The following is a 25,369-nucleotide window of genomic DNA, read 5'->3' as shown; positions in this document are numbered from 1 at the left end:
CAGGGGTAGGCGTATGCCCTGTATTTTTATCTATAAAAATGCCGTGGCTATTGTGGTTTAATAGCGCTCATGTTTTTATCGTGAATCATTTTTCATTGGCTCAGTGTCGACGACTTTTCTCTATAGTCAATCATGGCAGTTAGTGAGAATGCAGCCATTTCAGGTTTGCATTAAATTCCGGCGAGGGATAATGCGAGTCCACCCCATGGCTGTTGGGCGGCTTATAGCGCTCATGGCTTTTTGAGGTATTAAGAATGTCAGAATTAATCACCGTAAGCGCTGAGGCCGGTGAGGTTCAAAACACACCTGTTAACCTGTTGGATCTGTCCCGCAGCAAGATGGTGGATTTTTTTCTCAGCATAGGTGAAAAGAAGTTTCGTGCTGAGCAGATGCTCAAGTGGATTCACCACTTCGGCGTCGATAATTTTGATGAAATGACCAATATCAGCAAAACTCTCAGGCAAAAGCTGAAAGAGGTGGCTGAAATTCGTGGTCCCCAAGTCGTCAGTAGCCAGTTTTCTGAAGATGGTACCTGCAAGTGGGTGGTCAGAGTCGCTTCGGGCAGTTGTGTCGAGACAGTCTATATACCGGAAGGAAAGCGCGGCACCCTCTGTGTATCCTCCCAGGCAGGGTGTTCACTGGACTGCAGTTTCTGCTCCACCGGTAAACAGGGTTTTAACTCCGATCTCACTGTGGCGGAAATTATCGGTCAGGTCTGGATTGCCGCGCGTCACTTTAATAATGTTCCCGCAAAGAAAGATCGTTCTATCACCAACGTCGTAATGATGGGGATGGGTGAGCCTCTGATGAACTTTGACAATGTCGTTGATGCCATGAACCTGATGATGGATGACCTGGGTTATGGCCTGTCCAAGCGCAGGGTAACACTGAGTACTTCGGGGGTTGTTCCCGCCCTGCGTAAACTGGGTGAGGTGACCGATGTGTCACTGGCAGTGTCGCTTCATGCAGCTAACGATGAATTGAGAAATGTGCTGGTTCCGATTAACCGTAAGTATCCGTTGTCAGACTTGCTGGATGCGATCGAACAATATATGAGTGGGCTTCCAGACAAACGTGTCGTAACCATTGAATATACGCTGCTGGCGGGAGTGAATGATCAGCCTGAGCATTCCATTGAGCTGATTCAGTTGTTGAAGAATGTCCCCTGTAAAATCAACCTGATCCCCTTTAATCCGTTCCCGCATTCCGGTTATGAACGCCCCAGCAACAATGCTGTACGTCGCTTCCAGGAACAACTTCAGGAAGCCGGCTTTAATGTCACCGTGCGCAAGACTCGTGGTGACGATATTGATGCTGCCTGTGGCCAGCTGGTGGGGCAGGTTGCAGACAAAACACGAAGAAGTGAACGCTATATCGCTGCTCGTCAGGTAAATGTTGGCTGATCAGAGTATCCGGTTTCCAATTCATTGATTCTGGTAAAAGCCTGTTTGAGCTGAAAATTATGACCGCAGGGGCCAGATTTCTGTGGCCTCGACTATCCCGGTTCACTTACTATGTTCAAAATAATTAAAAAACGGGGAGAAGTATGATCGCAAAACTGGGAATCAGTGCAGTTTTGTTCAGTATCATCCTGAGTGGTTGTGTGACAACCGGCGGGCCTGAACCCGTCAATGAAGGTGAAGCTGTCCGTAGCTACCTTGAACTGGCCAGGGGGTATGTGCAACAGGGTCTAACCGAAAAGGCAGTCAAGCCGATTAATCGAGCGTTGGAGATCCAGCCCCGATCAGCCGATGCCTTCGGCATGCTTGGGTTGGTTTATCAGCTTCAGGGAGAAGCCAGCCTGGCAGAGACATCTTTCAGGAAAGCCCTGTCTTTTAATCCTGACTCTTCTGAAATCCACAATAACTTTGGTGTATTTCTCTTCAGTCAGAACCGCCTGAGTGAGGCTTACCGTGAATTTGAGCAAGCCGCCGGTGACGTTCGTTACAGTAGCCGCAGCCGAGCTTATGAAAACCTGGGGCTGGTGGCATTAAAACAAGGCCGACGATCTCTGGCTGCAGAGCATTTTGACAAAGCTCTGAAACTGAACAGTAATTTACCTCGTGCAAGTCTGGAATTAGCGGCGATACTTGAAGAGCAAGGCCAGTTTCGTGAAGCCTGGAAGTACTATCAGGTCTTTACCCGTCTTTCCCGTCAGAATGAGCGATCCCTGAGGCTGGGGGTTCGCTTGGCCAGAGTTAATGGCGATCAGGATGCTGCAGCCAGTTATTCTTTGCAATTAGGGCGTTTATTCCCTTCTTCCACTGGAGAGGGAGTGCGGAGTAGAAGCGGTTATGAGTACTGATGAGCAAAACAGCCAGGAAGACCAGGAGGAGGCTTCTGCTGTCGCTCCTGGTCAGTTACTGAGTGCTGGAAGGCAAAAAGCAGGTCTTTCAATAGGTGAGGCTGCAGACCTTTTGAAGTTGCCAGAGTCTTATATTCTGGCGTTGGAAAGTAATGAGTTTGAGACACTGCCAGGTCTGGTTTTTGCCCGGGGGTACGTCAGACGCTATGCCCGGGCTCTCGGATTGGATGGTGATGAACTGGTGGATCACTTTGATCGTTTCACCGGGCACAGTGGCGCCGAAACCCCTCATTTGAAAGCAGGTGCTCCATTGACAACCTGGCGTCCAATGTCTTCTTTTTTTGCCTGGGGAGCAAGCCTTCTCACGGTTATTCTGGTGGGGGCGGGCAGTTATTATGGATGGAATCTGGACAAACGTTCTGCTTCGCAATCGGAAGTGATTTTTCGGCAGCAGCCCTCCGTTGTTATCGAGTCGTCAGAAGATGTTTCTGAAGCAGAAAAAGTGATGCCCGTGCAGGTTGACTTTGATGATTCTGAAATGGAAGTGACAGAGCCTGAGAACGAATCAGAAAATGATGATATACCTGCGGTTGGTCAGGACAGTGAAGAACCTCTTGGTCAAACTGAACGGGTTCTTCCCGAAGTGGGCAGTTCTCTTTCCGATGTTGACGGCTCTCTCTCTGGTGCTGAGGGCTCTCTCTCCGACAATGGCTCCCCTGTCAGGCTGGCTATTGACTTTGTTGAGGACTGCTGGATTGAAGTCAAGGATATGAGTGGTCGTGCTCTCTATACCGATGTTCAGAGGGCAGGCTCAAACCTGGAGCTTGAAGTACCCTCATCCGTTCAGGTCCGCTTTGGGAATGTGAAAGGTGTGGCGGATCTAAAATTTGATGGCAAAAAAGTCGCGGTCAAGACGTCTGGCTCGGGTCGCAGGGTAGCAAGCCTGTTACTGAAAGCTGGCTGATTGAGAATCCGGTTCTGCGACAAGCCAGTCTGCCTATACTCAGGGCCCCGGAAAAGTTATAGTTGGCGCTTTTGTCGTTGGAATAAGCCTTTTTGAGCAATTTTTGCCGGTTGATAGTAATGCTTCAGGCATTATCTGCCATTATTACCTGCTCACCAACGTTCATTTAGAGGATTGAGAGGGCGTCAGAACTTGGCAAAGCAACTTCAAGCCATTCGCGGGATGAATGACATCCTGCCAGATCAGAGTCCTGCCTGGCAGTACCTGGAGTCCAGACTCCGTAACCTGATGGCGACTTACAGTTATCGCGAAATCAGGATGCCTGTGGTTGAGCCCGGTCCACTATTTAGCCGGGGCATCGGTGCAGGTACAGATATTGTAGAAAAGGAAATGTACACCTTCGAGGACCGCAACGGCGAGAGTCTCTCTCTGCGTCCCGAAGGGACAGCCGGTTGTGTTCGAGCCGGTATCCAGCACGGTTTGCTCTATAACCAGACACAAAGACTCTGGACTATGGGGCCTATGTTCCGTTATGAGCGTCCACAGAAAGGTCGTTATCGTCAGTTTCATCAGTTTAGTGTTGAAACCTTCGGCATGGCTGGCCCCGACATTGACTCGGAACTTATATTGTTGACTGCCAGACTCTGGAAAGAGTTGGGTATTGATCAGCATGTGCGTCTGGAACTCAATACTCTGGGTACGTTGGAAGCTCGGCAGAATTATCGTGAGGCTCTGGTCGAGTATTTATCCCGCTTCGAACAGGAATTGGATGAAGACAGTCGGAATCGTCTGGGTATCAATCCTCTGAGAATTCTTGACAGTAAAGATAAACGCACCCGGGAAATTGTTGCGGATGCACCGGTATTGCACGATTATCTGGACGCTGAATCGGCCGAACATTTTGAATCCCTGAAAAGTATTCTTGATGCGGCAGGGATTTCTTATGTCGTTAATCCACGTCTGGTGCGCGGGCTGGATTACTATAGCCGGACCGTGTTTGAATGGATAACAGACAGTCTTGGCGCACAGGGAACCGTTTGCGGTGGTGGCCGTTACGATGCTCTGGTTGAACTGCTGGGTGGCAAGCCAACCCCGGCAGTAGGATTTGCCATGGGGCTGGAACGCCTGGTACTGATGCTGGAAACGTTGAATCTGATTCCCGAGTCGGTTCAAAAGACAGTTGATGTCGCTGTGGTCACCCGTGGAGAGGGTGTCAGTGCTAAAGCTCTGCCCCTGATTGAGCAAATAAGAACAGCGGTTCCGGATGTGCGCATTCTGGTCAATTGCGGTGGAGGCTTTAAAGGACAGATGAAAAGGGCCTTTAACAGCGGAGCTGACTTCGCCTTCATCATTGGAGAAGATGAGTTGGCCAGTCAGTCGGTAACCGTTAAGTCTCTGTCAATAGATGGTGAGCAGGAAAGCATGGATATTCCTGCTGTGGTTGAATTTTTGAAAAAGCGAATTCAGGAGTAAAGAGTGAGCCGTACAGATGAAGAAGAAGTAGAACTGCTTAAGAACCTCTGGCAGGAATACGGCAAGCCGGTTGTTGCTGGCGTTGCTATCACTGTCGTAGCTATTTTCGGCTACAAGGCTTACCAGAAGAATCAGCTGGAAACGGCAGCTGCTTCATCACAGCTTTATCAGAGCCTTCTGGAAGTCACTACTCAGGGGCAGTCGCTGTCAGAGCAACAGAAATCCACCGTTAAACACGTGGTGGAAACTCTGCAGTCTGATTACGAGAGCTCTGATTATGCGGCTTTTGCAACACTGCTTCAGGCCCGTGAACAGGTTCTGGATAATGATCTTGATGGTGCCCGTTCTTCCCTTGAATGGGTGCTGGCTCAAAAGCCCGATCTGGAAATTGAGCTGGTGACTCGTGCCCGACTGGCGCGAGTGATGCTGAGCCAGTCTGACGATAACGCACAAGCGGCGCTGGATGTTTTGGCCAAAGCCGATTCGGAAGCCGGTTTTGTAGCGACTATCGAGTCCGTTCGAGGCGATGCACATCTGGCAATGGGTCAGAGAGACAAAGCACGTGAATCCTATGAAAAGGCACTGGAAGCTGCCCGTACTAACGGAGAGTCCCGGCCTCTGCTGCAGTTCAAACTGGATGATCTGGCAGCTAACGTAAAAGAGGGCTAATGGATGGAGAGGATAATCAGATCACTGCTGATCGTTTCCCTGACGCTGGGGCTGGCTTCCTGTAGCCTGTTTTCCGATGACGAGGATATAGTCCGCAAACCAAAGACCCTCACCGGGTTTGAGCCGGATATTGAATTGCAAGAGGTCTGGTCCAGAAGTATCGGTAAAGGTGTCGAAGACAGCTATGAGCGACTGGTGCCTTCTGTTTCAGGCGATGTGATTTATGCTGCAGGCGCTCAGGGGGATGTCATTGCCCTGAACCTTGAGACTGGTAAGGAGATTTGGAAGAAAAGTCTGGAATTAGCTGTCGGTGGTGGCATTACTGCTGACTTCGGGATACTGCTTCTGGGAACCCTGGATGGGCATGTCATTGCCCTGAAAGAGGAAGATGGCAGTGAGCTCTGGAAAGCCAGAGTAAGCAGTGAAGTGATTTCTTCTCCCCAAACCAACGGTCGTGTCGTCATGGTTCAGAGTATTGACGATACGATTACGGCTCTCGATGCTGAAACCGGCAAGGAGCTTTGGCATCAGGAAAACCTGCAACCTGCACTGACTTTGAGAGGCTCCAGTACGCCGCTTATTGAAGGCGAAGCGGTGTTTGTTGGGCTCTCCAATGGTGAGGCGAAGGCATTCAGGGTGAATGATGGTGGTCCTCTCTGGAACAGTCGGGTTTCTATTCCGAAAGGTTCTTCCGAGCTGGAAAGAATGGTCGACATTAAGGCGGAGCCACTGATCGTAGGTGACAACCTGTTTATGGTCAGCTTTCAGGGTAATGTAGCTGCCATGGATATGTACAGTGGCCGTGTCCGCTGGAGTCGGGAATTATCCAGCTACAAGTCGATTGCAGAAGGTTTCGGCTCCCTGTATCTGACGGATGACAGCAGTTATGTCAGTTCTCTGGATCAGCGCAGTGGTGCGGTCAGCTGGAGGCAGGATAAGCTGGAATATCGTTTGCTGACAGCGCCAACGACATATAGCAGCTATGTAGCTGTGGCTGATCTGGAAGGCTATGTTCATCTATTGTCTCAGGTTGATGGTGTTATGGCAGGTCGGTTCAAGGCCAGTTCATCAGCGATCAAAGCCCCTCCTGTGGTATCGGGTGATTTCCTCTTTGTGCTCAGTGCCGAAGGTACTTTGACTGCGCTCAACCAAAAATAATTTGCTGAATCAAACAGTGACTTTGGCAAAGGATTAAAGTCGGGCTGAATCTTGGAAGGTTCAGCCCTTTTTCTGTTATTTGAATGCTGGGAATCTGTTGCAATTGACCCGTCAAGGTCTGTCAGGACAGATTTCATGACAGACTGCTCCCACTTAAACGGCAGTTTGTCTGTAACTGGTTTAAAGTTTTGGGGGTATTCAATAGCCCCAGTGGAATGAAGTGTATGGTTCCTGTAATTGCCCTGGTGGGGCGTCCCAATGTTGGCAAGTCTACGCTGTTTAATCGTCTGACTCGCTCTCGTGATGCTCTGGTTGCCAATGTAGCCGGTCTTACCCGTGATCGTAAATACGGGGAAGGCAGAATGGGCTCGAGACCTTATATTGTTGTTGATACCGGTGGAATCAGCGGTGATGAGGAAGGCATTGATTCAGCTATGGCTGAACAGTCCCTGGCGGCCATCCGGGAAGCTGATATTGTTCTGTTCCTGGTCGATGCCAGAGCCGGATTGACTGCCGCTGATGAAATGATTGCTGGTCATCTGCGTAAGCAGAACAAGCAGTACCATCTGGTGCTTAACAAGACGGATACCGTTGATGCTGATCAGGCAGAAGCCGATTTTGCCATTCTTGGCTTTGGTGAAGCCTTCCATATTGCTGCTGTTCATGGCCGTGGTGTCAAAGGCATGATTGAAGGCGTTCTCGAAGAAGTGATGGGGCCAGAGTCCGATGAGTTTGAAGAAGATGAAGACGACCCGGAAACGGTCAAGGCCAGAGGTATCAGGATTGGCATTGTAGGACGACCCAATGTGGGTAAGTCGACACTGGTCAATCGTTTGCTGGGGGAAGAACGTGTTGTCGTTTATGATCAGGCCGGAACTACCCGCGACAGTGTTTACATACCTTATGAACGCTGGGGTCAGGATTACACTTTGATCGATACGGCAGGTGTTCGCCGCCGTGGTAAAGTCCATGAAGTGGCTGAAAAGTTCTCAGTAATTAAAACCCTTCAGGCTATTGAAGATGCCAATGTCGTGGTACTGGTTGTGGATGCCAGAGAAGGGATTGTGGAACAGGATCTGCATCTGCTGGGCTTTGTGCTGGAAGCTGGTCGTGCCGTTGTGATTGCCGTAAACAAGTGGGACGGCATGAAAGAAGAAGAGCGAAAAAAGGTTAAAGAAGAACTGTCCAGAAGGCTGGAGTTTATCAATTTTGCCCGTATTCACATGATCTCTGCCAAGCACGGAACTAATGTCGGTCATCTCTATGACTCTATCGACGAAGCCTATGAGTGTGCGACTCGCAAACTGTCTACCAACCAGCTGACCCGAATTTTGGAAGATGCTACCAAGATTCATCAGCCACCTATGGTTCGAAATCGTCGTATCAAATTAAGGTACTGTCATGCGGGTGCCATGAATCCACCGACTATCATTATTCATGGTAATCAGACAGAAGAAGTTCCTGCTTCCTATAAGCGCTATCTGGAAAATACGTTCAGAAAGGTGCTAAAGATCATGGGAACACCCATTCGGATTGAATTCCGTTCTTCAGAAAACCCTTATGCAGAACGCAAAGCGGTTCACAAGAAGAGCTCTGGGGGTGAGCGGAAGGTAACTCACAAGCGTCGTGTTATTGAACTGAAAGGCAAGAGGAAGGATGATAAAAAGAAAAAACAAAAATCTCGCCGCTAGATAGACTACGTGGGCTGATAAAAAGCTGGGTGCAAGCGTTGCACTCAGGCCCATTCTCTTCAGTATTAAATGGATTTGCATCTGTAACATTCCGATTAACGACGATTTTCTCTCCTTTAGGGGGGCAAATCTTATAGCTGCCAGTAAATTAAACAGTTGTTTGAAAATGGTTATGCTGTACATTGGTACTTACTATGATTTGAGATTGCATTGACATGAATAGCGATGAGCAGATAGTAAGCATTGTTCAGCAGTTTTTCCAAGCAGTTCCCCATTGTCGTGTATTGGAGATGAAGCCGGAGCATGCCTCTTCTGAAGGTGTTGTCATTAACATGCCGTTTAGTGACGAACTGGAAGCCAACCCGGGAAGTGGAATCATTCATTCAGGTGCGATAACAACCCTGATGGATAGCGCTTTCGGTATAGCCGCCTGTATAAGTCTGCCAGGCTTTGAGACTTGTCCTACCATTGACCTGCGAATTGATCATCTGGGTTTTCCGGCTCCTTTCAAGCCGGTTCGCTGCTTTGCTGAAGCCTATCGGGTTACTAAAACCGTTGTCTTTACAAGAGGGGTAGTCTATCAGGGCAATCGTGACGAGCCTTTTGCGCACGGCGTGGGAACCTTTATGAGATCCGGGCGAACCTTGAGCCAAATGGCTAAGGGGTTGGCAAAATGAAGATTCAGAACGACTTTCGTGAGGTTCTGCTTCAGGCCAGAGCGACCAGTGATTACAGTTATCTGACGGAGCTCTTGCCCTACGCCAGGAAAATTGGCATGAGTTGCCAGTCTCTGGGTGATGATGCCCTTTTTGTTCTGCCTGAAAACAGAGATAACACGGGTAATCCGGTGTTACCAGCACTCCATGGTGGTGTGCTGGGTGGTTTTATGGAAATGTCGGCAGCCATTCACTTGATGTTGTTTATGGATGAGCCAAAAATTGCCAAGATTGTGGATTTTTCTATTGATTATTTAAGAAGCGCAAAAATTCAGGATGTTTTTGCAGAATGCGATGTGGTGAGACAGGGTAGCCGGATCGCCAATGTTGCGATCACCGCCTGGCAGAGCCGCAGGGAAATACCGGTGGCAACAGCAAGAGCACACTTTCGGCTTGATAGCTTATAAGTACTCAACCATACGAAATCATATTTTCTGACTTATTGTTCAGGCACTCGCGGCAACTGCTCCTGCGTTGCTCTAGCTCCTGCATCCATGCAGTCGTGATGCGTTGCAACTCTGGTCACATAGCATGCTATGTTCCCGTCGTTGCGCCTTGCAGAGCACCTGCCCAATAAGCCAGAAATATTCGATTCCGTATGGCCGAGTATTTAGAACCTGATCTCATGAGCTCGGGCATGACTGCAATTCATGCCTGAGTGATGCTTTCCTGAATACTTCCTGATACATTTCCCGACAATTTTGTACAGATGCAGAGAAGCTCATGAGCGGAACCTTTGATTTAGCGATTTATGATGCACAGAGTCTTGCCGGGGAAGCAGTCTTGGCTATTCTGGAAGAGAGCCATTTAACCCCCGGAGTTGTCTATCCGCTGACAGGGCCTGAAGAGTCCAATACGCCTGGAGATGAGACTACAGTAGCTTTCAAAGGCGCTGAAGTCGATGTGATTAGTGCGTTGACGTTTCATTATGCCGATGCCGATCTTCTGATTATACCCGCTGGCTCACAAATTAATCCTGAGGTTCTGAATCTGGCCAGTGAGTGTGGCTGTCGTGTAGTTAATGGTGCTATTGGTGCCGAGGCCGAGATGTACCTGCCGGGTCTGTCTGATGCTGCGGAACTGTCAGGCTTGCAGGAGATCGCAATTCCTGCCAGTCCTGCTGCCCTGATGCTTCAGGTCATGAAGCCGCTTCAAGATGCAGTCGGCATTGATTCTATCAATGTCATGGCCAGCCTTTCACTGGCTGAAACTGGTCAGAGAGGGATTGAAGAATTGCGTGGGCAAACAATTGATTTGCTCAGTGGCAAGCCGGTGAAGAAAAAGCTTTTTGAGCAACGAATTGCTTTCAATGTCCTGCCGCACGTGGGTGTCGTCACTGAGGCAGGTTTTACATTACCGGAGCGAATGATTGCTAAAGAACTCATGAAAGGGCTGGATCAGGATGATCTCAGGGTCAGTGCTACCTGTGTGCGTGTGCCTGTATTCTTTGGTGACAGCCTCGCAGTTCACCTGGATCTGGACCGTCCAGTTGATGAGCAGACTGTCAGGGATCTCCTTGCAGGGGTTGCTGGTATTGAGTTGGCGGCCGATGATGAAATGCCTTCTGTTGAAACTGTGGCAGGAAAAGATGCCATTGTCGTTGGTCGGATTCGTCAAAATCCGGATCATGCCGATCAAATATGTCTCTGGATTGTTGCTGATCCGGTGCGATGTGGCGCATTTCAGGCATTGGCAGTGGCAGAGATATTGCTAAAAGACTTTTTAAAATGATAACTTAGCTTAGAATAGTGACAGTTCCTTATTGAAATTGTCAGAATAATAAAAATTTTATCCTGAAGCCTTGCTTTGACTAGAGCAGCGTAGGGCTTCAGGTAATCAGGAACTGTTAGCCGTACCGGTTTTATGGCTATGAGTGATCATAGCTTTTGGTGTATTCCATGTTGGAGTACAGATTGGGCACCTGTCTTCTGTTTGAGGGTGCAGCACACATCTGGAAAGCTGTTTGTTATAAAAAGTGTCGTCAAAGAAAACCTCATGCCCCGAAAGGCGGGGGTTGAGAATAGTTGACGACCTGAATTGTTCAGTTTTTAACTCGGTTCTGCTTCTGGCTGTCGATGTAAGGTGTGTTTACGGGCGGGTTTTCTGATTCGTGCAGATAACAAGGACTCATAATGAAACTGCAAAAGCTTGTAGCAGCTATGGTCATATCAGGAGCAATGGGTTCCGGTCTGGCGAATGCACTGGGGTTGGGTGAAGTGCGCTTGAATTCTGCGCTCAATCAACCGCTGGATGCCGAGATTGAATTGCTGCAAGTCAGAGAGTTGACCCGGAACGAGATTCTGCCCAATCTTGCCAGTCGTGCAGATTTTCAACGGGCGGGGCTCGACAGGCCTTTCAGTCTGACTGGCCTGAATTTTAAAACCATTCTGAGAGAGGACGGTACGGGCTATATTCATGTCACCAGCAGTCAGGCGGTTCGTGAGCCCTTCCTTAATTTTCTGCTGGAAGTGCACTGGCCCAGTGGTCGCCTGCTCCGGGAATACACCATGCTGCTGGATCCGCCAGCCTTTAGCCAAGAGGCAGCGGCTCCGGTAAATCCTGCTTCTACCCAGACATACAACAGTGGTTTTCCTGAGTCTTCACGTGGTCAGAGTGTGAATCCGTTCGATCAGAGAGGGTACTCTGAGAGTCAATCTTCATCCTACCAGCCAGAAGAATCATCCAGGCCGATCCAGGTCAATCCGGTCAGGGAAGAGCCTGTTCGCACCGGTGTCCGTAGCTATTCTGGACCAGGCCAGCGAGATACTTATGAAGTGCAGCCTAATGATAGTCTCTGGAATATTGCCAGAAGTGTCAGGCCTGCCAGTGATCTGAGTATTCAGCAGACGATGCTGGCTCTGCAGAAAAAGAATTCACAAGCCTTTGTTCAAAATAACATCAACCGTCTCAAAAAAGGACAGGTGTTGCGCTTGCCTGACAGAGATGAAATTGCACAAGTGAGCTTTCAGGATGCTGTTAGTGAAGTGGCTCGACAGAATCGTGAGTGGCAGGCTCGTCTGGAGCAACTGGATGCAACACGACGCAGCTCAGCCGAGTCGGGTGGAGAAGGTGCTGGAAACAATGGGCGTTTGTCGATTGTTGCCACAGATAATAGTTCCGGTGCGGGCAGTGATCTGGGAAGAGGGTCTGCAGACACGGCAACCACGGCGCTTCAGAATGAGTTGGCAATGACTCGTGAGAAGATGGATAACCTGACTCGCGAGAATGAAGAGCTTAAAAGCCGTTTAAAAGATCTCGACGATCAGATCAGTACCCTGAAACGACTGATAGATCTGAAAGATGATCAGATGGCCGCACTGACACAGCAGCCTGTCGGGACACCGGCGCAAATAGCGCCGGAAACCAGGCCGGTTCCTGTGGCTGAGCAACCAGTACCAGAATCTGAGCCTGGCTTCCTGAGCTTCCTGTTTGGTCACCCTCTTTATCTGGCTTTGTCAGCTCTGCTGCCATTAGGTCTGATTGCGGCCCTGTTAGTTTACCGACGTCGCAAGCAGGAAGAAGAGGACGAGATCGAAGTTGAAGAAGAGTCCAGCCTGGAGCCGATGTCGCTGATTCCTGATGAACCTCAACAGGATGATCAGGAAGAGTTTGAGCTGGATGAGACACTCGAAATCGATGAAGACAGTCTGCTTGAAGATGAAGAGCCAGAAGAGACGACTCAGCAGACCGAGGATGCAATCAGTGAAGCCGATATCTATATTGCCTACGGCAGATTTCCGCAAGCTGTTGAGCTTCTGGAAAAAGCCATTGCAAATGAGCCGGATCGTTCGGATCTGAGACTCAAACTGCTGGAAGTTCATGCTGAAAATAATGATCTGGATAACTTTAAGGCAGCTCTGGCAGGTGTTGAGTCGCTGGATGATCAGGATGCCTTGCGTCAGGCTGATGCCTATAAAGCCCGGTTCCCGGCTGAAGCTTTCTTTGGAGATGTTACTCAACAAGCGGCTACTGAAGAGGCAGATGACGATTTTGAGCAATTCGACCTGAATGAAGCACTCAACGATGAAAGCGATGTTGATTCTGATGGCGAGCTGGGTGATTTGGAATTTGATCTGGATGACCTGGAGTTCAATGATGAGCCTGCTGAGTCGGCTGATGATCTGGACTTCCAGCTGGATGATCTTGATCTGGAGCCAGAACAGGGCGAAGACGATACTTCTGAGGCACTTGAAGAACTGGAGCTGCCTTCAGAATCGGACGTAGCTGCTCAGGAAGCGGTTCCTGCTCCAGGCGATAATCTTGATGATCTGGAGCTTGAACTGGATGAACGCTATGCCGATGATGACGAACAGTCGCTGAGCTTCGATGATGGCCTGCCTGACCTGGAGTCGGTTCTGGAAGACGATGATCTGGAGTTCCTTTCTGATGACGATGAAGCAGCAACCAAGTTGGATTTGGCAAGGGCCTACATTGACATGGGTGATATAGAAGGTGCCAGGGACATTCTGCAGGAGGTGCTTGAGTCTGGCTCTGATGAGCAGAAGCAGGAAGCTCAGGCACTGATGGAGCATGCGGTTTAACATTCCCCAGCCTCAATTCAATAAGTACCTGGCCAGTTGGTTTCGCATATTCTGGCGAGTGGATTTGTTCATCCTTCAAGGCGCAACGACGGGCGCGTAGCCATAGCTGCGCAACCAGAGTTGGAACGCAGAAGGATGGAAAAAGCCGCCGTCCAGAATATGCGAAACCAACTGGTTAGGTACTTAAAGCCCGGAATGGTTCACATCGGGCTTTTTTTTAGCCATCGGAATCAGGGTTGAAGCAACAGGCGACGAGTGTCTGTCAGAAGTTTAACCAGCATTGCAGCAAAGGCAAAAAAACAGACATTTTTTGCCCTGTTAAAAAATCCAGATAATATTCGAGCTGCCTGTTCATTCTGGAAGTGTCTTTTAATAGTGGCTGAAAGCTGGATCACTCTTTGCTTTCTTCTGAAGGGTTTAAGTCATTTTCATTCTGCTTTGTATCAGGAAGTTGCTTGCCTTTTCGATGCGCTTCTGTCTGATAGGGCAGCTGTTCACAGTTCTCGAAGGTTGTTCCACATGACTGTTGTTGATCATCCTCTCCGAGCGCTGGCTCATCATAAGTTTGTGACCCTGTGTGGAATCTTTTTTTGTGACGCTTGAGGGCTGAAGCGCTGACTGAGACCCGATCGCATCGGTGCTCCTTGCCATCCGCCCTGACCACTGTCTCGTTACAATGGTGTTGCTCGAAGAGACTGGATCTTCTTCTATTCAGACTGCTGACGGTGCTATGTAAGCGCTTGGGTTGCTTCTTGTAGGCTCTTCTTTGCTCCTGCGGTTCATTTTCCGGCTTGATAAACGATGCTGTAAGGGCGTACGGCTGAAGATCGTGCAGGGCTTGAATGAGATCACCCATTCGTGCGTATTGCTTGCTTTGTTCTGGTGTCACTGCAGTTTGGTTTGTTGGAGTTTCTGCGGCATTCAGCGACCTCTCTTCTGATGACTCGCCGCTATCAGATGATTGTCGTAGTTTACAAACGCCATTACAGGAGTCGACGTGACAATTTAAACCCAAAGTGTGCTGTTGTTGTTCGGGGCTTTTGTTGCCGTCACCGGAGCCCGAACGGTAGGTGAGAGTGGCTTTAAGCAGCGTGGTTGAATGAGAGGCTTGCTGACCGGGTGATGCTGATGGCTGGTTTGGTTCCTGGCTTTTTTGTTGACTTTGTTGTTGACCACGTCCGGGGAGCATCATCGTGGTGATCACAAACGGATCATCCTGACTTGCCTGCAGTTGCCCTATCGGATTGAATAGCGGTGAATCGGTGTTCCAATAGCTTTGCAAAAGTGAGCCGACAGCGACAAGCGCTTCTGCAGGTACCCCTGAATAAGGTTTGGCGCTCAGCATAGCATCACTGGTGGTTATAATCAGTTCGTAAGCAACCAGAAAATGAGTGGCGTAAATCAATTTCCACGAGATCGACTCAAATAAGGAGGTTTTTACCCCGCAGCCAAGTCTGTCTGCTTTCTCCTCTGGCGGCAAAATTGCTTCTGCATAGTCGTTTATATCAGTAAGGTATGACGGGGTGCTCATTAAGGTGTGCGGGTCTTGCAGTATAGAAAAGCTGCCTGTTGGAGAGCTTTCATCCTGCTGCAACTCGACAACAAAGCCTCTTTTAAATGATTCGGCCTGGCAAATAGCGGGCAATGAGAGTAACAGCAGCATAAGACCTGCAGAGAGTGGTTTTCTGAAAACTCTGTCATTGCATCTATTGGAGAGTAGGTTCTTCAAAAATCTATCCTTACATCTATTTGTGTTTTTGTAGGGAGTAAAGATAGACCAGGAAAGTGACGCATCTGGAAAAGAAACGTGTTTTTCATTCGAGTACCAAAAATTGCGTCTCAGTGTCTAAAAACCAGGCGGACCCTATGTTTATTCGGCTTGCTGCCCTACCAATTGTTTCTGCCTCCTGATAAATTTCCCTCCTTTTAGTGGCTGTTGTAAAACTCTGGCACCTATGCTCAAAGGCTCTCCTGGTCCCAGCGTGGAAATGAGTTATTGGAGTTTTGCAGCAGCCTCTTTAATGGATGGAGTGAGTATTTTTCATGCCGCGATTAGCTGCCAGTGTTCAATACGATGGTTCCCGTTACCATGGTTGGCAGAGTCTGAAGTCAGGGCTTCCCTCGGTTCAGGCTGCTGTAGAAAAGGCGTTGTCGAACGTAGCCAATCATCCTGTCTCTGTCGTTTGTGCAGGAAGGACGGATGCCGGGGTGCATGGTTGCAACCAGATTATTCATTTTGATACTGAGTCCGTTCGTAGTGGTTATGGTTGGACATTTGGAGGGAATACCAACCTGCCGGATGACATCTCCTTCAACTGGGTTCAGCCTGTCAGTGAAGACTTTCATGCCCGCTATTCTGCACTGTGGCGCAGATATCGCTATGTGATTCTTAATCGACCGGTGAGACCCGCTCACCTGCCTAAAGGTGTCACCTTTTACTACCGGCCACTGGATGTAGAGTTGATGAATATTGCCGGGCAGCAGCTTATTGGTGAGCATGATTTTGATGCTTATCGGGCGGTACAGTGTCAGGCGAAACATGCGGTTCGTGAAATTCAGCATCTGAATGTCTACAGACATGGCGATATGGTGGTGATTGATGTCAGGGCGAATGCTTTTCTTCATCATATGGTAAGAAACATCACGGGTGTTCTTCTGGAAATTGGTGCGGGCAGAAAACCACCGGTCTGGGCAAAAGAAGTGCTGGAGGCCCGAAAACGTTCTGAAGGAGGTACTACAGCCAAGCCCCATGGTCTTTATTTTGTTGATGTGGGTTATCCGGCAGATTTCGAACTGCCAAAAAGTGAACCGAATCCTTTCTTCGTAGCCTCGACGCTGCCCTGGTGACCTGAAAGTCACTTAACAATCGGGCTGGCAAGAGGTCTTTTTATTATATAAAGCATTTGTCTTCATCGATTGATATTTTTATAGCCAAGGAAATAGGCAACCAGGGATGGATTATGAGAAAACGACATCGGTCTACAGCAGGCTTTATCGTCTGTGTTTTAGCAAAATCGTCGTAAACCCTCGCCCAATCGAGGGTGTCGCAAAAGGGTATGGTCAGCAGGATATATCAAGATTGTCGTTCCCGCGCAGGCGGGAACCCACCACGAGCAGTGGATCTCCGCCTTCGCGGAGATGACGGTTTGAAGCTTGAAGCGTTTTAATTGACCTTTTGCGACACCCTCAATCGGGTGGGGATATAAGACGGGAACTCAGAGCGTTCCGCCTGCAAGCTGGTACGCAGTCAATTGAAATAACCTGTAATAAGTATATTATTTCAGGCATTGTAATAATGAGCACTTACTTGTAAAGAGTTATGTTGAAAGCCACTAAAGTACGCATCTACCCAACACCAGAGCAGGCGGATTTTTTAAACCGTCAATTTGGTGCTGTGCGTAAGGTTTGGAATAAAGCTCTGGTCATCAAGAATCATTACTACAAGGTGCGAGAGCAGAACCTTGCCCCGAAAAAAGACTTGAAACCCTTGTTGGTAATTGCCAAGAAAAGCCGAAAGTACTCATGGTTGAAAGAAGCTGATTCGGTTGCCTTGCAGCAGTCCATTATCAATCTGGACAAGGCATTTCAGAACTTCTTTAATCCGAAGCTGCAAGCTCGTTTTCCTCGTTTCAAGTCAAAGCATGGTAAGCAAAGCAGCTACCATTGCACTTCTGTTTCCACAGGTGACGACTGGATCAAAGTACCCAAGTGCGCGCCAATTAAAGCAAGGATACACCGGGAGATTAACGGACAAATCAAGTCGATTACCCTAAGCAAAACACCGACAGGTAAGTTTTACGCTTCTGTACTGGCTGAAGATGCTAAGCCTGAAACAAAACCAATAACCGATCTTCAAGGCTCTCACATAGTTGGTGTAGACGTCGGTTTGACAGACATTGCCATTACCAGCACTGGGTCAAAAATCAGTAATCCACGGTTCATAGAAAAGGCCCAACGCAACCTGAAGCGAAAACAGAAAAAACTATCACGATGCAAAAGAGGCTCTAAAGGCAGAGCCAAAGCCAGATTATTGGTAGCAAAAGCGCATGAGCGTGTCACTTTTGCCCGTAATGATTTTCAGCACAAACTGTCCAGACAACTCATTGACGAAAACCAAGCGGTGATTGTGGAGACGCTGAAGGTCAAGAACATGCTCAAGAACCATTGCCTTGCCCGATCCATTGCTGATGCAGGTTGGCACTCCCTTGTGACTAAGCTCGACTACAAAGCAAAACAGGCCGGTAAACATCTGGTGAAAATTGACCAGTGGTTTGCCTCATCAAAAACCTGTTCCTGCTGCGGTCGCAAGCGAGAGGAAATGCCGCTCAAAACTAGATCATGGACGTGTGAATGCGGTGCTTCCCATGATCGGGATATTAACGCCGCTATCAACATAAAACATCAAGGCATTTTGAAGTTAAAGGCGGAAGGTCTGTCCGTCTCTGCTGATGGAGGCAAGCGTAAATCCGGCACATTGCTGGTTGCTGCCTGAGAAGTCAGAAGCCTCGCCCGACAGGGCGGGGAGCAGTCACCAGTGGAAGGATGGTCTATTCCCGTTCTTGTGATCAGAGCAGACTGCAGGACTGGGAGGTAGATGAAGAGGAGGTGGTTTCTCTAGAAGGCAGAACGCTGAATGTTTTCAGATGGCGCAAAGAGTTCTATCCGGTAGCGTCTGAGCGCAGATTCGGAATACTTTATCCTGTTCAGTACCTGCAGCAACGTTTGAGTTTTCAGTTTCGAGGTAGTCGCTACTGTCTGATATTGAACAATAACAAGCGCTTTGAAAGTCTTTCCTGGGAGCAATGTCTGCAATCTGTCGAAACCCGCTGGTTATTTGATCTGCCACCCTATCCTGGTGAGGATGTCTTGGTAGGTTTAGCAGGAACAGTAATCAAGATGGTGTTCGTGATGATATTGAGCGGTTTATTGAGAAAGCATTAAATCCAGTTTGTGGGTAGTGACAGTCTCTATCGATATTATGATGTACCTGAGAGCGTTTACCAGGATTTGCTGTCTGCCGAATCTGTCGGTCGCTATTACAATCTGGCCATCAGAGGACAGTACCCTTCCAGGCGTTTGAATTGAAATAAGCTTTACTCTTGATTTGGCTCTTGTCTCTTCACTATGAGACAAGGGTCGGCTGTTTCTGCTAACATCCACGTTCTGCTTTCTGATCCTGTTTAATTTCCTTCTCCTTGAGGAGGGGTATGGAAGCATCCTGTTCAATGACTCCCATCGCTCACTCATCAAAGAAGCCGTATTTAACCGGTTTGTCTGATGACCGGGAGAGTTCACTGTTATCGAATGCTTTAGGCGTTCTTTACTGGAAATAGGCACATACGGGAGAGGTATCGTTGAAGACTCGGATCAAGGTCTGTGGAGTCACCTCTGTAGAAGAAGCACTTGAAGCGGTTAATGCGGGTGCCGATGCATTGGGTTTGGTGTTTTATGCACCCAGCAAGCGGTTTGTGTCCGTTGGTAAGGCTCGAGAAATTGCCAGTGCGGTCCCACCCTTCATCACTCTGGTGGGTTTGTTTGTTGACGCTGAGGAAGCGGTTATCCGGAACGTTCTGGATCAGGTCCCCCTGGATCTGTTGCAGTTTCATGGCAATGAGACCGATCAGGAGTGTGAGCGATGGCGAAGAAGATATATCAAGGCACTCAGAGTACGTCCCGGGACGTCTGTTGAGGAAAGTGCTGCCGCTTATCCCGGTGCCAGTGGTCTGCTTTTGGATTCTTATCGTAAAGGTATACCCGGTGGAACCGGTGAGGCCTTCGACTGGCAGCTGATACCCGACAGTCTGGATAAGCCTGTTATTCTGGCGGGTGGCCTGAATCCTGAGAACGTTTCGCAAGCCATAGAACAGGTTGCGCCCTTTGCTGTCGATGTCAGCAGTGGTGTAGAGAATGACAGGGGTAAAGACCCCGAAAAGATGAAAGCCTTTGTCGAGGCGGTAAAACAATGACTGTAGATTATAAAAAGTTGCACGAACTGCCGGATGAATCCGGCCATTTTGGTCGTTTTGGTGGACGTTATGTGGCTGAAACGCTCATGTGTGTCCTTGAAGAGCTGGAATCGACCTACAAGAAGCTTTGGAATGATCCGGATTTTCAGGCTGATTTTGACCGTGATCTGGCTCATTACGTAGGCAGGCCTTCACCGCTCTATCATGCTGAGCGGTGGTCTGAAAGTCTGGGTGGTGCTCAAATCTACCTGAAACGTGAAGATCTGAATCATACCGGTGCCCACAAGATCAATCATGCCATTGGTCAGGCTCTGCTGGCCAAACATATGGGAAAAAAGCGGATTATTGCTGAAACCGGTGCCGGTCAGCACGGTGTGGCTACCGCTACTGTTGCTGCCAGACTGGGTCTGGAGTGCATCGTTTACATGGGCGCTAAAGACGTAAAACGACAGGCGCTGAATGTCTACCGAATGAAGCTGCTTGGGGCCACTGTGGTACCGGTCGAGAGCGGCTCTCAAACACTGAAAGATGCCATCAACGAAGCACTGCGTGACTGGGTAACCCGTCCTGAAGAAACCTTCTATATTCTGGGAACGGTTTGTGGTCCACATCCGTATCCGGAAATGGTGCGTAATTTTCAGAGTGTTATTGGTCGTGAGGCTCGCAGGCAATGTCTGGAAATGACTCAGCGTCTGCCTGATGCGCTGGTGGCCTGTGTGGGGGGTGGCTCTAATGCTATGGGATTGTTCTATGAATTCCTGCCGGATGAAGACGTCAAAATCTACGGTGTTGAGGCCGGTGGTCACGGTGTTGAGTCTGGAGAGCATGCCGCAAGAATGTCTGGTGAAAGACAGGGCGTTTTCCAGGGGCAGCGCAGTTTCCTGATGTGTGACGACGATGGTCAGATAACTGAGAGCTATTCTGTATCGGCTGGACTGGATTATCCGGGAGTAGGGCCAGAGCACAGTCATCTCAGAACTGTGGGTCGTGCAGAGTATCCTTGCGTGACAGATGATGAGGCCCTGGCGGCATTCAGAAGCCTGACACGTATGGAAGGTATTATGCCGGCGCTTGAGAGTTCTCATGCCCTGGCTTTTGTTGAGCAGCTGGCTCCCACCATGGCAAAGGATCAGATTATTCTTGTCAATCTGTCTGGTCGGGGTGACAAGGATATTCACACCGTGGCCGAGATTGATGGACTTACGTTCTAAGCATTCAAGGAGAAATCATTATGAGAATTAAAACATGCTTTGAGCGATTGTCTTCAGAAGGTCACAAGGCTCTGATGCCTTACATAACAGCGGGTGATCCGGCCAGTAAGACCGTAGACGTTATGCACAAGATGGTAGCCAGTGGTGCTAACCTGATTGAGCTTGGGTTTCCGTTCTCTGACCCCATGGCGGACGGGCCGGTGATTGCAGAGGCTCACGAGCGGGCATTATCACAAGGTGTTACATTGAATGACGTTTTTTCAATGGTAACTCGCTTCAGGGAAAACGATAATAATACACCGATTGTCCTGATGGGCTACCTGAACCCGGTTGAAATCATGGGTTATGAGGCGTTTGCTACCCGGGCAGCTGAAGCCGGTGTAGACGGTGTACTGATTGTTGATCTGCCTGCGGAGTTTGCCGGTGATCTGGTTGAGCATTTAAAGCCCAGACAGATTGATATGATCAACCTGATTACGCCGACTACCACCGATGAGCGTATTCAAAAGATCTGTTCTGTTGCTTCAGGGTTCGTATATTACGTTTCTGTAAAGGGAGTCACAGGCTCGAACAAGCTGGATCTGGACAGCGTTCAGTCCAGAGTGGCTCACATCAAAGGGTTTACCGATCTGCCTGTAGGGGTAGGATTTGGTATTCGTGATGGTGAGTCTGCCGCCGCCATTTCTTCGGTTGCGGATGGTGTGGTAGTAGGGTCCCTGCTGGTCTCTGAGCTGGCTAATTATGAAAGCCAGGGGGATGGTGCTATCGACCGGGTTTCTGACCATCTGGAAGCCATGCGTCAGGCAATGGATAAAGGTTAACCCAATGAATTAAGGCGATAGAAAATGGGGGATTGCCCTGAATATTCAGGTGCCCCCTTTCAGTCTTGCTAACAGACAGGAAGCGTGAATGAGTAACTGGCTAGTCGACAAACTGATACCTTCGCTGTCACGCTCTGCGAGTCAGCAGAAGAGCAGCAATGTGCCAGAAGGATTGTGGCGCAAGTGTGTTAAGTGTGAGTCGGTATTGTATCGTCCAGAGCTTGAGAGAAATTTATACGTTTGTCCAAAATGTAATCATCACATGCGCATCGGTGCCCGAAAGCGTCTGCAGTATTTTCTGGATAAAAACAGCACAGAAGAGCTGTTCTCTGAGATAGAGCCTGTCGATAAGCTCAAGTTCCGGGATTCAAAGAAATACAAGGATCGCCTGTCATCGGCCCAAAAGCAGACGGGGGAAAAAGATGCTCTGGTGGCCATGAAGGGCCAGCTTGATGGCTTGCCTGTGGTCGCTGTGGCATTTGAATTCAGCTTTATGGGTGGGTCAATGGGTTCTGTTGTTGGCGAGAAGTTTGCCCGTGCGGCAGAGCTGAGCCTGGAACTCAAGATTCCTTTTGTGTGTTTTTCTGCCAGTGGCGGCGCTCGTATGCAGGAAGCCTTGTTCTCCCTGATGCAGATGGCTAAAACCAGTGCGGCACTGGAGCGTATGAAACAACGCGCGGTACCTTATTTCTCAGTGTTGACAGATCCAGTTTATGGCGGTGTGTCTGCCTCTCTGGCAATGTTGGGTGATGTGAATATTGCCGAGCCTGGCGCCTTGATCGGTTTTGCCGGTCCACGGGTAATCGAACAGACCGTTCGTGAAAAGTTGCCGGAAGGCTTCCAGCGCAGCGAGTTTCTGCTAGAGCATGGTGCCATCGATATGATTGTTGATCGAGGCGATATGCGTTCGACGATTGCTCGACTTTGTAGAAAAATGCAGGGGATGGGCCCTGCGCCCGCTGAGCCGGATTCAGACTTTAGTACAGTTGAGGAAGAGGTGATTTCAGCGGCTGGGTGAGGTGTGATTAGAATAAAGAAAATCATGCCTTCCTTGAGGGAGGGAGTTGAAAGTCTCTAGTAATGAATCGATAAGCTAGTCTGGCCAAAATTCATCATTGATCACCTGTTCAAAGCGCCACTCGCATTGTGTTGGGAATGTGGCTTCTTGCAGGCCCGTTTCCTTGAATGCTGTGATCTTCGCAGCGTTATAAGCTTCAGCAAAGATCTCAGGGAATTTGGGTTTGAGTCCGGGGTTTTCCTTGATGAGTTTTTTCAGACGGTACCGTTGTTCTTCAACTGAGCCTTGCCAATATGTGCTCCTGTTTACGGGTTGATATTTCCACTTCAAAAGATGTATTAGCAATACGTCCAGTCGATGACTAAGCTGGCGATATTCACTTCTGCCCATGCTTTCGATTTCCTCGAGAATGTTATCCAAATCCAGTTCTCCCAGTCGACCCTGACGGATTAAGTTGGCTTGTTGCTGCGTCCAGCTATAAAAATCAGTTTCGTAAAGCTGCTGAGTCATCGAATTGCCTCATAAAGGATTCATCCAGAGCAAGATATAGAATGATTTGGGCAAATATGCAACCATTCGTCCTTCACGATGTACTACCAAGGAATCCCTGCATGACATACCAGCAAAACAGTCAGCCTCCCTTCGAGCAGCTGTCTGATTGGCTTGACTGGTTGGAAAACACCCGGCCTGAACACGAAATGGAACTTGGATTGGACAGAATCAGAAAGGTGGCCGAAAGACTGGATCTTATCAAACCCGCTCCGCTCGTAATCACGGTAGGTGGTACCAATGGCAAGGGATCAACGGTCGCTATTCTAGAGTCCATTCTCCTGGCGGCTGGTTATAAGGTCGGCGTTTACACCTCTCCGCATCTACGCAGATTCAATGAGCGAATTAAAGTTAATCGTGTTGAAGCGAGCGATGAAAGCCTCTGTGACTCTTTTCAAAAAGTAAATGACGGGCTGGGTGGTGACTGGCTATCCTATTTCGAGTTCGCAGTCTTGTTGGCTGTAGATGTGTTCAGGAAAGAAAAAGTAGATATCGCTCTCATGGAAGTTGGACTTGGCGGTCGTCTCGATGCCACCAACATGATTGAGCCCGATATTTCAATTATTACAACAGTAGGGTTGGATCATCAGGACTGGCTGGGTTACAGTATTGAAGCGATAGCAAAAGAAAAAGCAGGAATTTTTCGCTCTGAAAAACCAGCAATATTTGGTGGTGTGGAGACACCAAACAGTATCGTCGATCAAGCTGTCAGACTGGAGTCAGCTCTTTACAGAAGAGATAAAGAGTTCGAGTTAACAGAAGAAGACAGAACATGGAGTTGGAAAGGTTTGAACAAAACGGGTGATTGTATTGATTATGTTGGCCTCCCTGTGCCTGCGTTAGTCATTGATAACGCTGCTACTGCTCTGCAAGCGATTCAGTTTTTACCTCAAGTTGTAAACCGTGATGCCATCGTAGAAGGTTTAAAAGCATCGCACCTCCCTGGTCGCTATGAAAAAGTCCTTGAGACTAATAAAAGCGGGGAGGAAGTTCAGATTGTTTTCGATGTTGCTCATAACCCCCAGGCAGCAGCAAAGCTGGCGGAGTGCCTGAAGTCAGACCCGGTATCAGGGAAGACTCGTGCACTGATAGCTATCTATAAAGACAAGGATTATCACGGAGTGATTGAGTCGCTGTCTGAAGTGGTAGATGAGTGGGTTGTTGCTGATTTCGACTCACCCAGAGCACTTAATAAAGCCGATCTCAGTGAAGCAGTGGCCAGATATTCTGGTCTGCCTGTCATCGCTGAAAATGCAGAACAAGGTTTCCAACAAATTAAAGAAGAGTCAACAGCCAGTGACAGGGTGCTTGTTGTTGGTTCGTTTTTGACGGTTGGTGCAATTTTGAGCATTGACAGTTAGGTATTCCTTTTTAAATAAGAATTCTGGCATGAGTGTTACGTGCTCATGGGTATTTTTATAAAAAATATTTGTATTTAGACGTGTGTTTTGGGTGACAGGTACTTGTCAGTGTATGTATAACTGGTACTCTTGTTGTGCTACTTCATGACATTTAGAGAAGGCTCTTGGCTAACGGTTGCCTGGTTTTTGCGTGCCCGTCAGTGGTCGTGTAGTGAATAAAAATTAGACGGTTTTTAAGCTGCTTTTCAGAGGGAGGTGTTATCTGGAGGGCGGTAGCGTTTCTAAAAACAATGATTGAGAGAGAGCACGGTGCGATTGACTGAATCATAGCAGCAAGCCATTGTGACTGTTATTCGACAGATTGATACTGATCGTTTTGCCTGTATTAGTGACATTCGTTACAAAAAATATTCCGCCTGATTGATACTATTGACCTTGATGATGTCGGCACCATCAGAGACAGAATCAACTGTTGCAGCTACACTCACCCTGCTGGATATTGCTTGAACGGGTATGAAAAGACTGCCTGTGGTATGAGCCCTGAAAATTCCGGAATGCTTGTTTAATAGAGAATAGCGAGAGGTCAATACCATTGAGAATCACAAGCGAACATGCGGGCCATATTTGCAACGTGCTTCAGCATTACTTTGGTGCAAAAACTGATATCTGGCTTTTCGGCTCCAGAGTTGATGATAATCAGCGTGGCGGTGATATTGACCTCTATATAGAAACCGACCTGCAAAGTCCGGAAGCGGTTTTTGATGCTAAACTCCATAGCCTGGTGGACATCAAGCAGCACATCGGTGACCAGAAAATTGACCTGGTTATTTATCGACGAGGAAAACACCGAGAAGCGATTCATCATGAAGCCAGAAATACCGGGATTCAACTGAGTGGCAGCAGAGCAGGGTAAGGAATGAGTAGCG

General features: G+C 48.6%; 22 protein-coding genes. 20 read left to right on the top strand and 2 right to left on the bottom strand.

Annotation, left to right across the window (positions count from 1 at the left end; genetic code table 11):
* Positions 1-254: 254 nt before the first annotated feature.
* From rlmN to ACOJUN_RS23200, 11 genes are all read left to right on the top strand, one after another.
* Entirely contained in the window at positions 255-1,403 is a 1,149-nt protein-coding gene (rlmN, locus tag ACOJUN_RS23250; RefSeq protein WP_422134230.1) for a 23S rRNA (adenine(2503)-C(2))-methyltransferase RlmN, read from the top strand.
* Between the two features lie 143 nt (positions 1,404-1,546).
* On the top strand, positions 1,547-2,305 hold the full coding sequence (pilW, locus tag ACOJUN_RS23245) for a type IV pilus biogenesis/stability protein PilW (protein WP_422134229.1): 759 nt from the start codon (positions 1,547-1,549) through the stop codon (positions 2,303-2,305).
* On the top strand, positions 2,295-3,269 hold the full coding sequence (locus ACOJUN_RS23240; RefSeq protein WP_422134228.1) for a helix-turn-helix domain-containing protein: 975 nt from the start codon (positions 2,295-2,297) through the stop codon (positions 3,267-3,269). The genes pilW and ACOJUN_RS23240 overlap by 11 nt, the downstream gene beginning before the upstream one ends.
* 192 nt (positions 3,270-3,461) lie before the next feature.
* Entirely contained in the window at positions 3,462-4,742 is a 1,281-nt protein-coding gene (gene hisS, locus ACOJUN_RS23235) for a histidine--tRNA ligase (protein WP_422134227.1), read from the top strand.
* 3 nt (positions 4,743-4,745) lie between these two features.
* On the top strand, positions 4,746-5,411 hold the full coding sequence (locus tag ACOJUN_RS23230; RefSeq protein ID WP_422134226.1) for a YfgM family protein: 666 nt from the start codon (positions 4,746-4,748) through the stop codon (positions 5,409-5,411).
* Between the two features lie 3 nt (positions 5,412-5,414).
* Positions 5,415-6,569 carry an outer membrane protein assembly factor BamB gene (bamB, locus tag ACOJUN_RS23225; protein WP_422134225.1) on the top strand — a complete coding sequence of 385 codons (1,155 nt, stop codon included), beginning with the start codon at positions 5,415-5,417 and terminating at the stop codon, positions 6,567-6,569.
* Positions 6,570-6,793: 224 nt separating this feature from the next.
* Complete coding sequence (gene der / locus ACOJUN_RS23220; RefSeq protein WP_422134224.1) at positions 6,794-8,260, top strand: ribosome biogenesis GTPase Der; 1,467 nt, start codon at positions 6,794-6,796, stop codon at positions 8,258-8,260.
* A gap of 215 nt (positions 8,261-8,475) precedes the next feature.
* Positions 8,476-8,937, top strand: coding sequence for a PaaI family thioesterase (locus ACOJUN_RS23215; RefSeq protein WP_422134223.1), 462 nt, complete (start codon positions 8,476-8,478; stop codon positions 8,935-8,937).
* On the top strand, positions 8,934-9,383 hold the full coding sequence (locus ACOJUN_RS23210) for a PaaI family thioesterase (RefSeq protein WP_422134222.1): 450 nt from the start codon (positions 8,934-8,936) through the stop codon (positions 9,381-9,383). Before ACOJUN_RS23215 ends, ACOJUN_RS23210 begins: the two co-directional genes overlap by 4 nt.
* 316 nt (positions 9,384-9,699) lie before the next feature.
* Positions 9,700-10,707, top strand: a complete 1,008-nt coding sequence (locus ACOJUN_RS23205; RefSeq protein ID WP_422134221.1) for an Asd/ArgC dimerization domain-containing protein — start codon at positions 9,700-9,702, stop codon at positions 10,705-10,707.
* Between the two features lie 401 nt (positions 10,708-11,108).
* Positions 11,109-13,517, top strand: a complete 2,409-nt coding sequence (locus ACOJUN_RS23200; protein ID WP_422134220.1) for a FimV/HubP family polar landmark protein — start codon at positions 11,109-11,111, stop codon at positions 13,515-13,517.
* Between the two features lie 391 nt (positions 13,518-13,908).
* On the opposite strand, the gene ACOJUN_RS23195 is transcribed toward ACOJUN_RS23200, so the two are convergent.
* A complete protein-coding gene (locus tag ACOJUN_RS23195; RefSeq protein WP_422134219.1) occupies positions 13,909-15,180 on the bottom strand; it encodes a hypothetical protein in 1,272 nt (423 codons plus the stop codon).
* Between the two features lie 380 nt (positions 15,181-15,560).
* Here ACOJUN_RS23195 and truA point away from each other — a divergent pair, with 380 nt between their 5' ends.
* The 7 genes from truA to accD all read left to right on the top strand — a co-directional run bounded on the left by truA (position 15,561) and on the right by accD (position 22,533).
* Positions 15,561-16,364, top strand: coding sequence for a tRNA pseudouridine(38-40) synthase TruA (truA, locus tag ACOJUN_RS23190; RefSeq protein WP_422134218.1), 804 nt, complete (start codon positions 15,561-15,563; stop codon positions 16,362-16,364).
* Between the two features lie 472 nt (positions 16,365-16,836).
* Positions 16,837-18,009 (top strand): RNA-guided endonuclease InsQ/TnpB family protein, encoded by a 1,173-nt coding sequence (locus ACOJUN_RS23185; protein WP_422134217.1) that lies wholly within the window; start codon positions 16,837-16,839, stop codon positions 18,007-18,009.
* Positions 18,010-18,467: 458 nt separating this feature from the next.
* Positions 18,468-18,602, top strand: coding sequence for a KTSC domain-containing protein (locus ACOJUN_RS23180; RefSeq protein ID WP_422134216.1), 135 nt, complete (start codon positions 18,468-18,470; stop codon positions 18,600-18,602).
* Between the two features lie 269 nt (positions 18,603-18,871).
* Positions 18,872-19,483 carry a phosphoribosylanthranilate isomerase gene (locus tag ACOJUN_RS23175; protein ID WP_422134215.1) on the top strand — a complete coding sequence of 204 codons (612 nt, stop codon included), beginning with the start codon at positions 18,872-18,874 and terminating at the stop codon, positions 19,481-19,483.
* Positions 19,480-20,694, top strand: coding sequence for a tryptophan synthase subunit beta (gene trpB / locus ACOJUN_RS23170; protein WP_422134214.1), 1,215 nt, complete (start codon positions 19,480-19,482; stop codon positions 20,692-20,694). Before ACOJUN_RS23175 ends, trpB begins: the two co-directional genes overlap by 4 nt.
* 17 nt (positions 20,695-20,711) lie before the next feature.
* The gene (gene trpA / locus ACOJUN_RS23165; RefSeq protein WP_422137120.1) at positions 20,712-21,515 is read left to right on the top strand and encodes a tryptophan synthase subunit alpha; all 804 of its coding nucleotides are present in this window, start codon (positions 20,712-20,714) and stop codon (positions 21,513-21,515) included.
* Positions 21,516-21,603: 88 nt separating this feature from the next.
* A complete protein-coding gene (accD, locus tag ACOJUN_RS23160; RefSeq protein ID WP_422134213.1) occupies positions 21,604-22,533 on the top strand; it encodes an acetyl-CoA carboxylase, carboxyltransferase subunit beta in 930 nt (309 codons plus the stop codon).
* 75 nt (positions 22,534-22,608) lie between these two features.
* Here the strand turns inward: accD and ACOJUN_RS23155 are convergent, their stop codons facing one another.
* The gene (locus ACOJUN_RS23155; RefSeq protein ID WP_422134212.1) at positions 22,609-23,043 is read right to left on the bottom strand and encodes a DUF29 domain-containing protein; all 435 of its coding nucleotides are present in this window, start codon (positions 23,041-23,043) and stop codon (positions 22,609-22,611) included.
* A gap of 101 nt (positions 23,044-23,144) precedes the next feature.
* Between ACOJUN_RS23155 and folC the strand changes: the two genes are divergently transcribed.
* The gene (gene folC / locus ACOJUN_RS23150) at positions 23,145-24,443 is read left to right on the top strand and encodes a bifunctional tetrahydrofolate synthase/dihydrofolate synthase (protein ID WP_422134211.1); all 1,299 of its coding nucleotides are present in this window, start codon (positions 23,145-23,147) and stop codon (positions 24,441-24,443) included.
* Between the two features lie 592 nt (positions 24,444-25,035).
* The gene (locus tag ACOJUN_RS23145; protein WP_422134210.1) at positions 25,036-25,356 is read left to right on the top strand and encodes a nucleotidyltransferase domain-containing protein; all 321 of its coding nucleotides are present in this window, start codon (positions 25,036-25,038) and stop codon (positions 25,354-25,356) included.
* The last annotated feature ends 13 nt before the right edge of the window (positions 25,357-25,369 follow it).

Source organism: Endozoicomonas sp. ALD040 (assembly GCF_049275945.1).
Lineage (GTDB): Bacteria > Pseudomonadota > Gammaproteobacteria > Pseudomonadales > Endozoicomonadaceae > Endozoicomonas_A.
The sequence above is the reverse complement of the archived record's forward strand: the minus strand, read 5'-3'. Positions and strand labels throughout refer to the sequence as shown.

Bases quoted from the DNA above. Each gene is read 5' to 3' on its own strand.
- rlmN (WP_422134230.1), top strand. From the start codon at position 255: ATGTCAGAATTAATCACCGTAAGCGCTGAGGCCGGTGAGGTTCAAAAC.
- pilW (WP_422134229.1), top strand. From the start codon at position 1,547: ATGATCGCAAAACTGGGAATCAGTGCAGTTTTGTTCAGTATCATCCTG.
- ACOJUN_RS23240 (WP_422134228.1), top strand. From the start codon at position 2,295: ATGAGTACTGATGAGCAAAACAGCCAGGAAGACCAGGAGGAGGCTTCT.
- bamB (WP_422134225.1), top strand. From the start codon at position 5,415: ATGGAGAGGATAATCAGATCACTGCTGATCGTTTCCCTGACGCTGGGG.
- der (WP_422134224.1), top strand. From the start codon at position 6,794: ATGGTTCCTGTAATTGCCCTGGTGGGGCGTCCCAATGTTGGCAAGTCT.
- ACOJUN_RS23215 (WP_422134223.1), top strand. From the start codon at position 8,476: ATGAATAGCGATGAGCAGATAGTAAGCATTGTTCAGCAGTTTTTCCAA.
- ACOJUN_RS23210 (WP_422134222.1), top strand. From the start codon at position 8,934: ATGAAGATTCAGAACGACTTTCGTGAGGTTCTGCTTCAGGCCAGAGCG.
- ACOJUN_RS23205 (WP_422134221.1), top strand. From the start codon at position 9,700: ATGAGCGGAACCTTTGATTTAGCGATTTATGATGCACAGAGTCTTGCC.
- ACOJUN_RS23200 (WP_422134220.1), top strand. From the start codon at position 11,109: ATGAAACTGCAAAAGCTTGTAGCAGCTATGGTCATATCAGGAGCAATG.
- ACOJUN_RS23195 (WP_422134219.1), bottom strand. From the start codon at position 15,180: ATGCTGCTGTTACTCTCATTGCCCGCTATTTGCCAGGCCGAATCATTT.
- truA (WP_422134218.1), top strand. From the start codon at position 15,561: ATGCCGCGATTAGCTGCCAGTGTTCAATACGATGGTTCCCGTTACCAT.
- ACOJUN_RS23185 (WP_422134217.1), top strand. From the start codon at position 16,837: ATGTTGAAAGCCACTAAAGTACGCATCTACCCAACACCAGAGCAGGCG.
- trpB (WP_422134214.1), top strand. From the start codon at position 19,480: ATGACTGTAGATTATAAAAAGTTGCACGAACTGCCGGATGAATCCGGC.
- accD (WP_422134213.1), top strand. From the start codon at position 21,604: ATGAGTAACTGGCTAGTCGACAAACTGATACCTTCGCTGTCACGCTCT.
- ACOJUN_RS23155 (WP_422134212.1), bottom strand. From the start codon at position 23,043: ATGACTCAGCAGCTTTACGAAACTGATTTTTATAGCTGGACGCAGCAA.
- folC (WP_422134211.1), top strand. From the start codon at position 23,145: ATGACATACCAGCAAAACAGTCAGCCTCCCTTCGAGCAGCTGTCTGAT.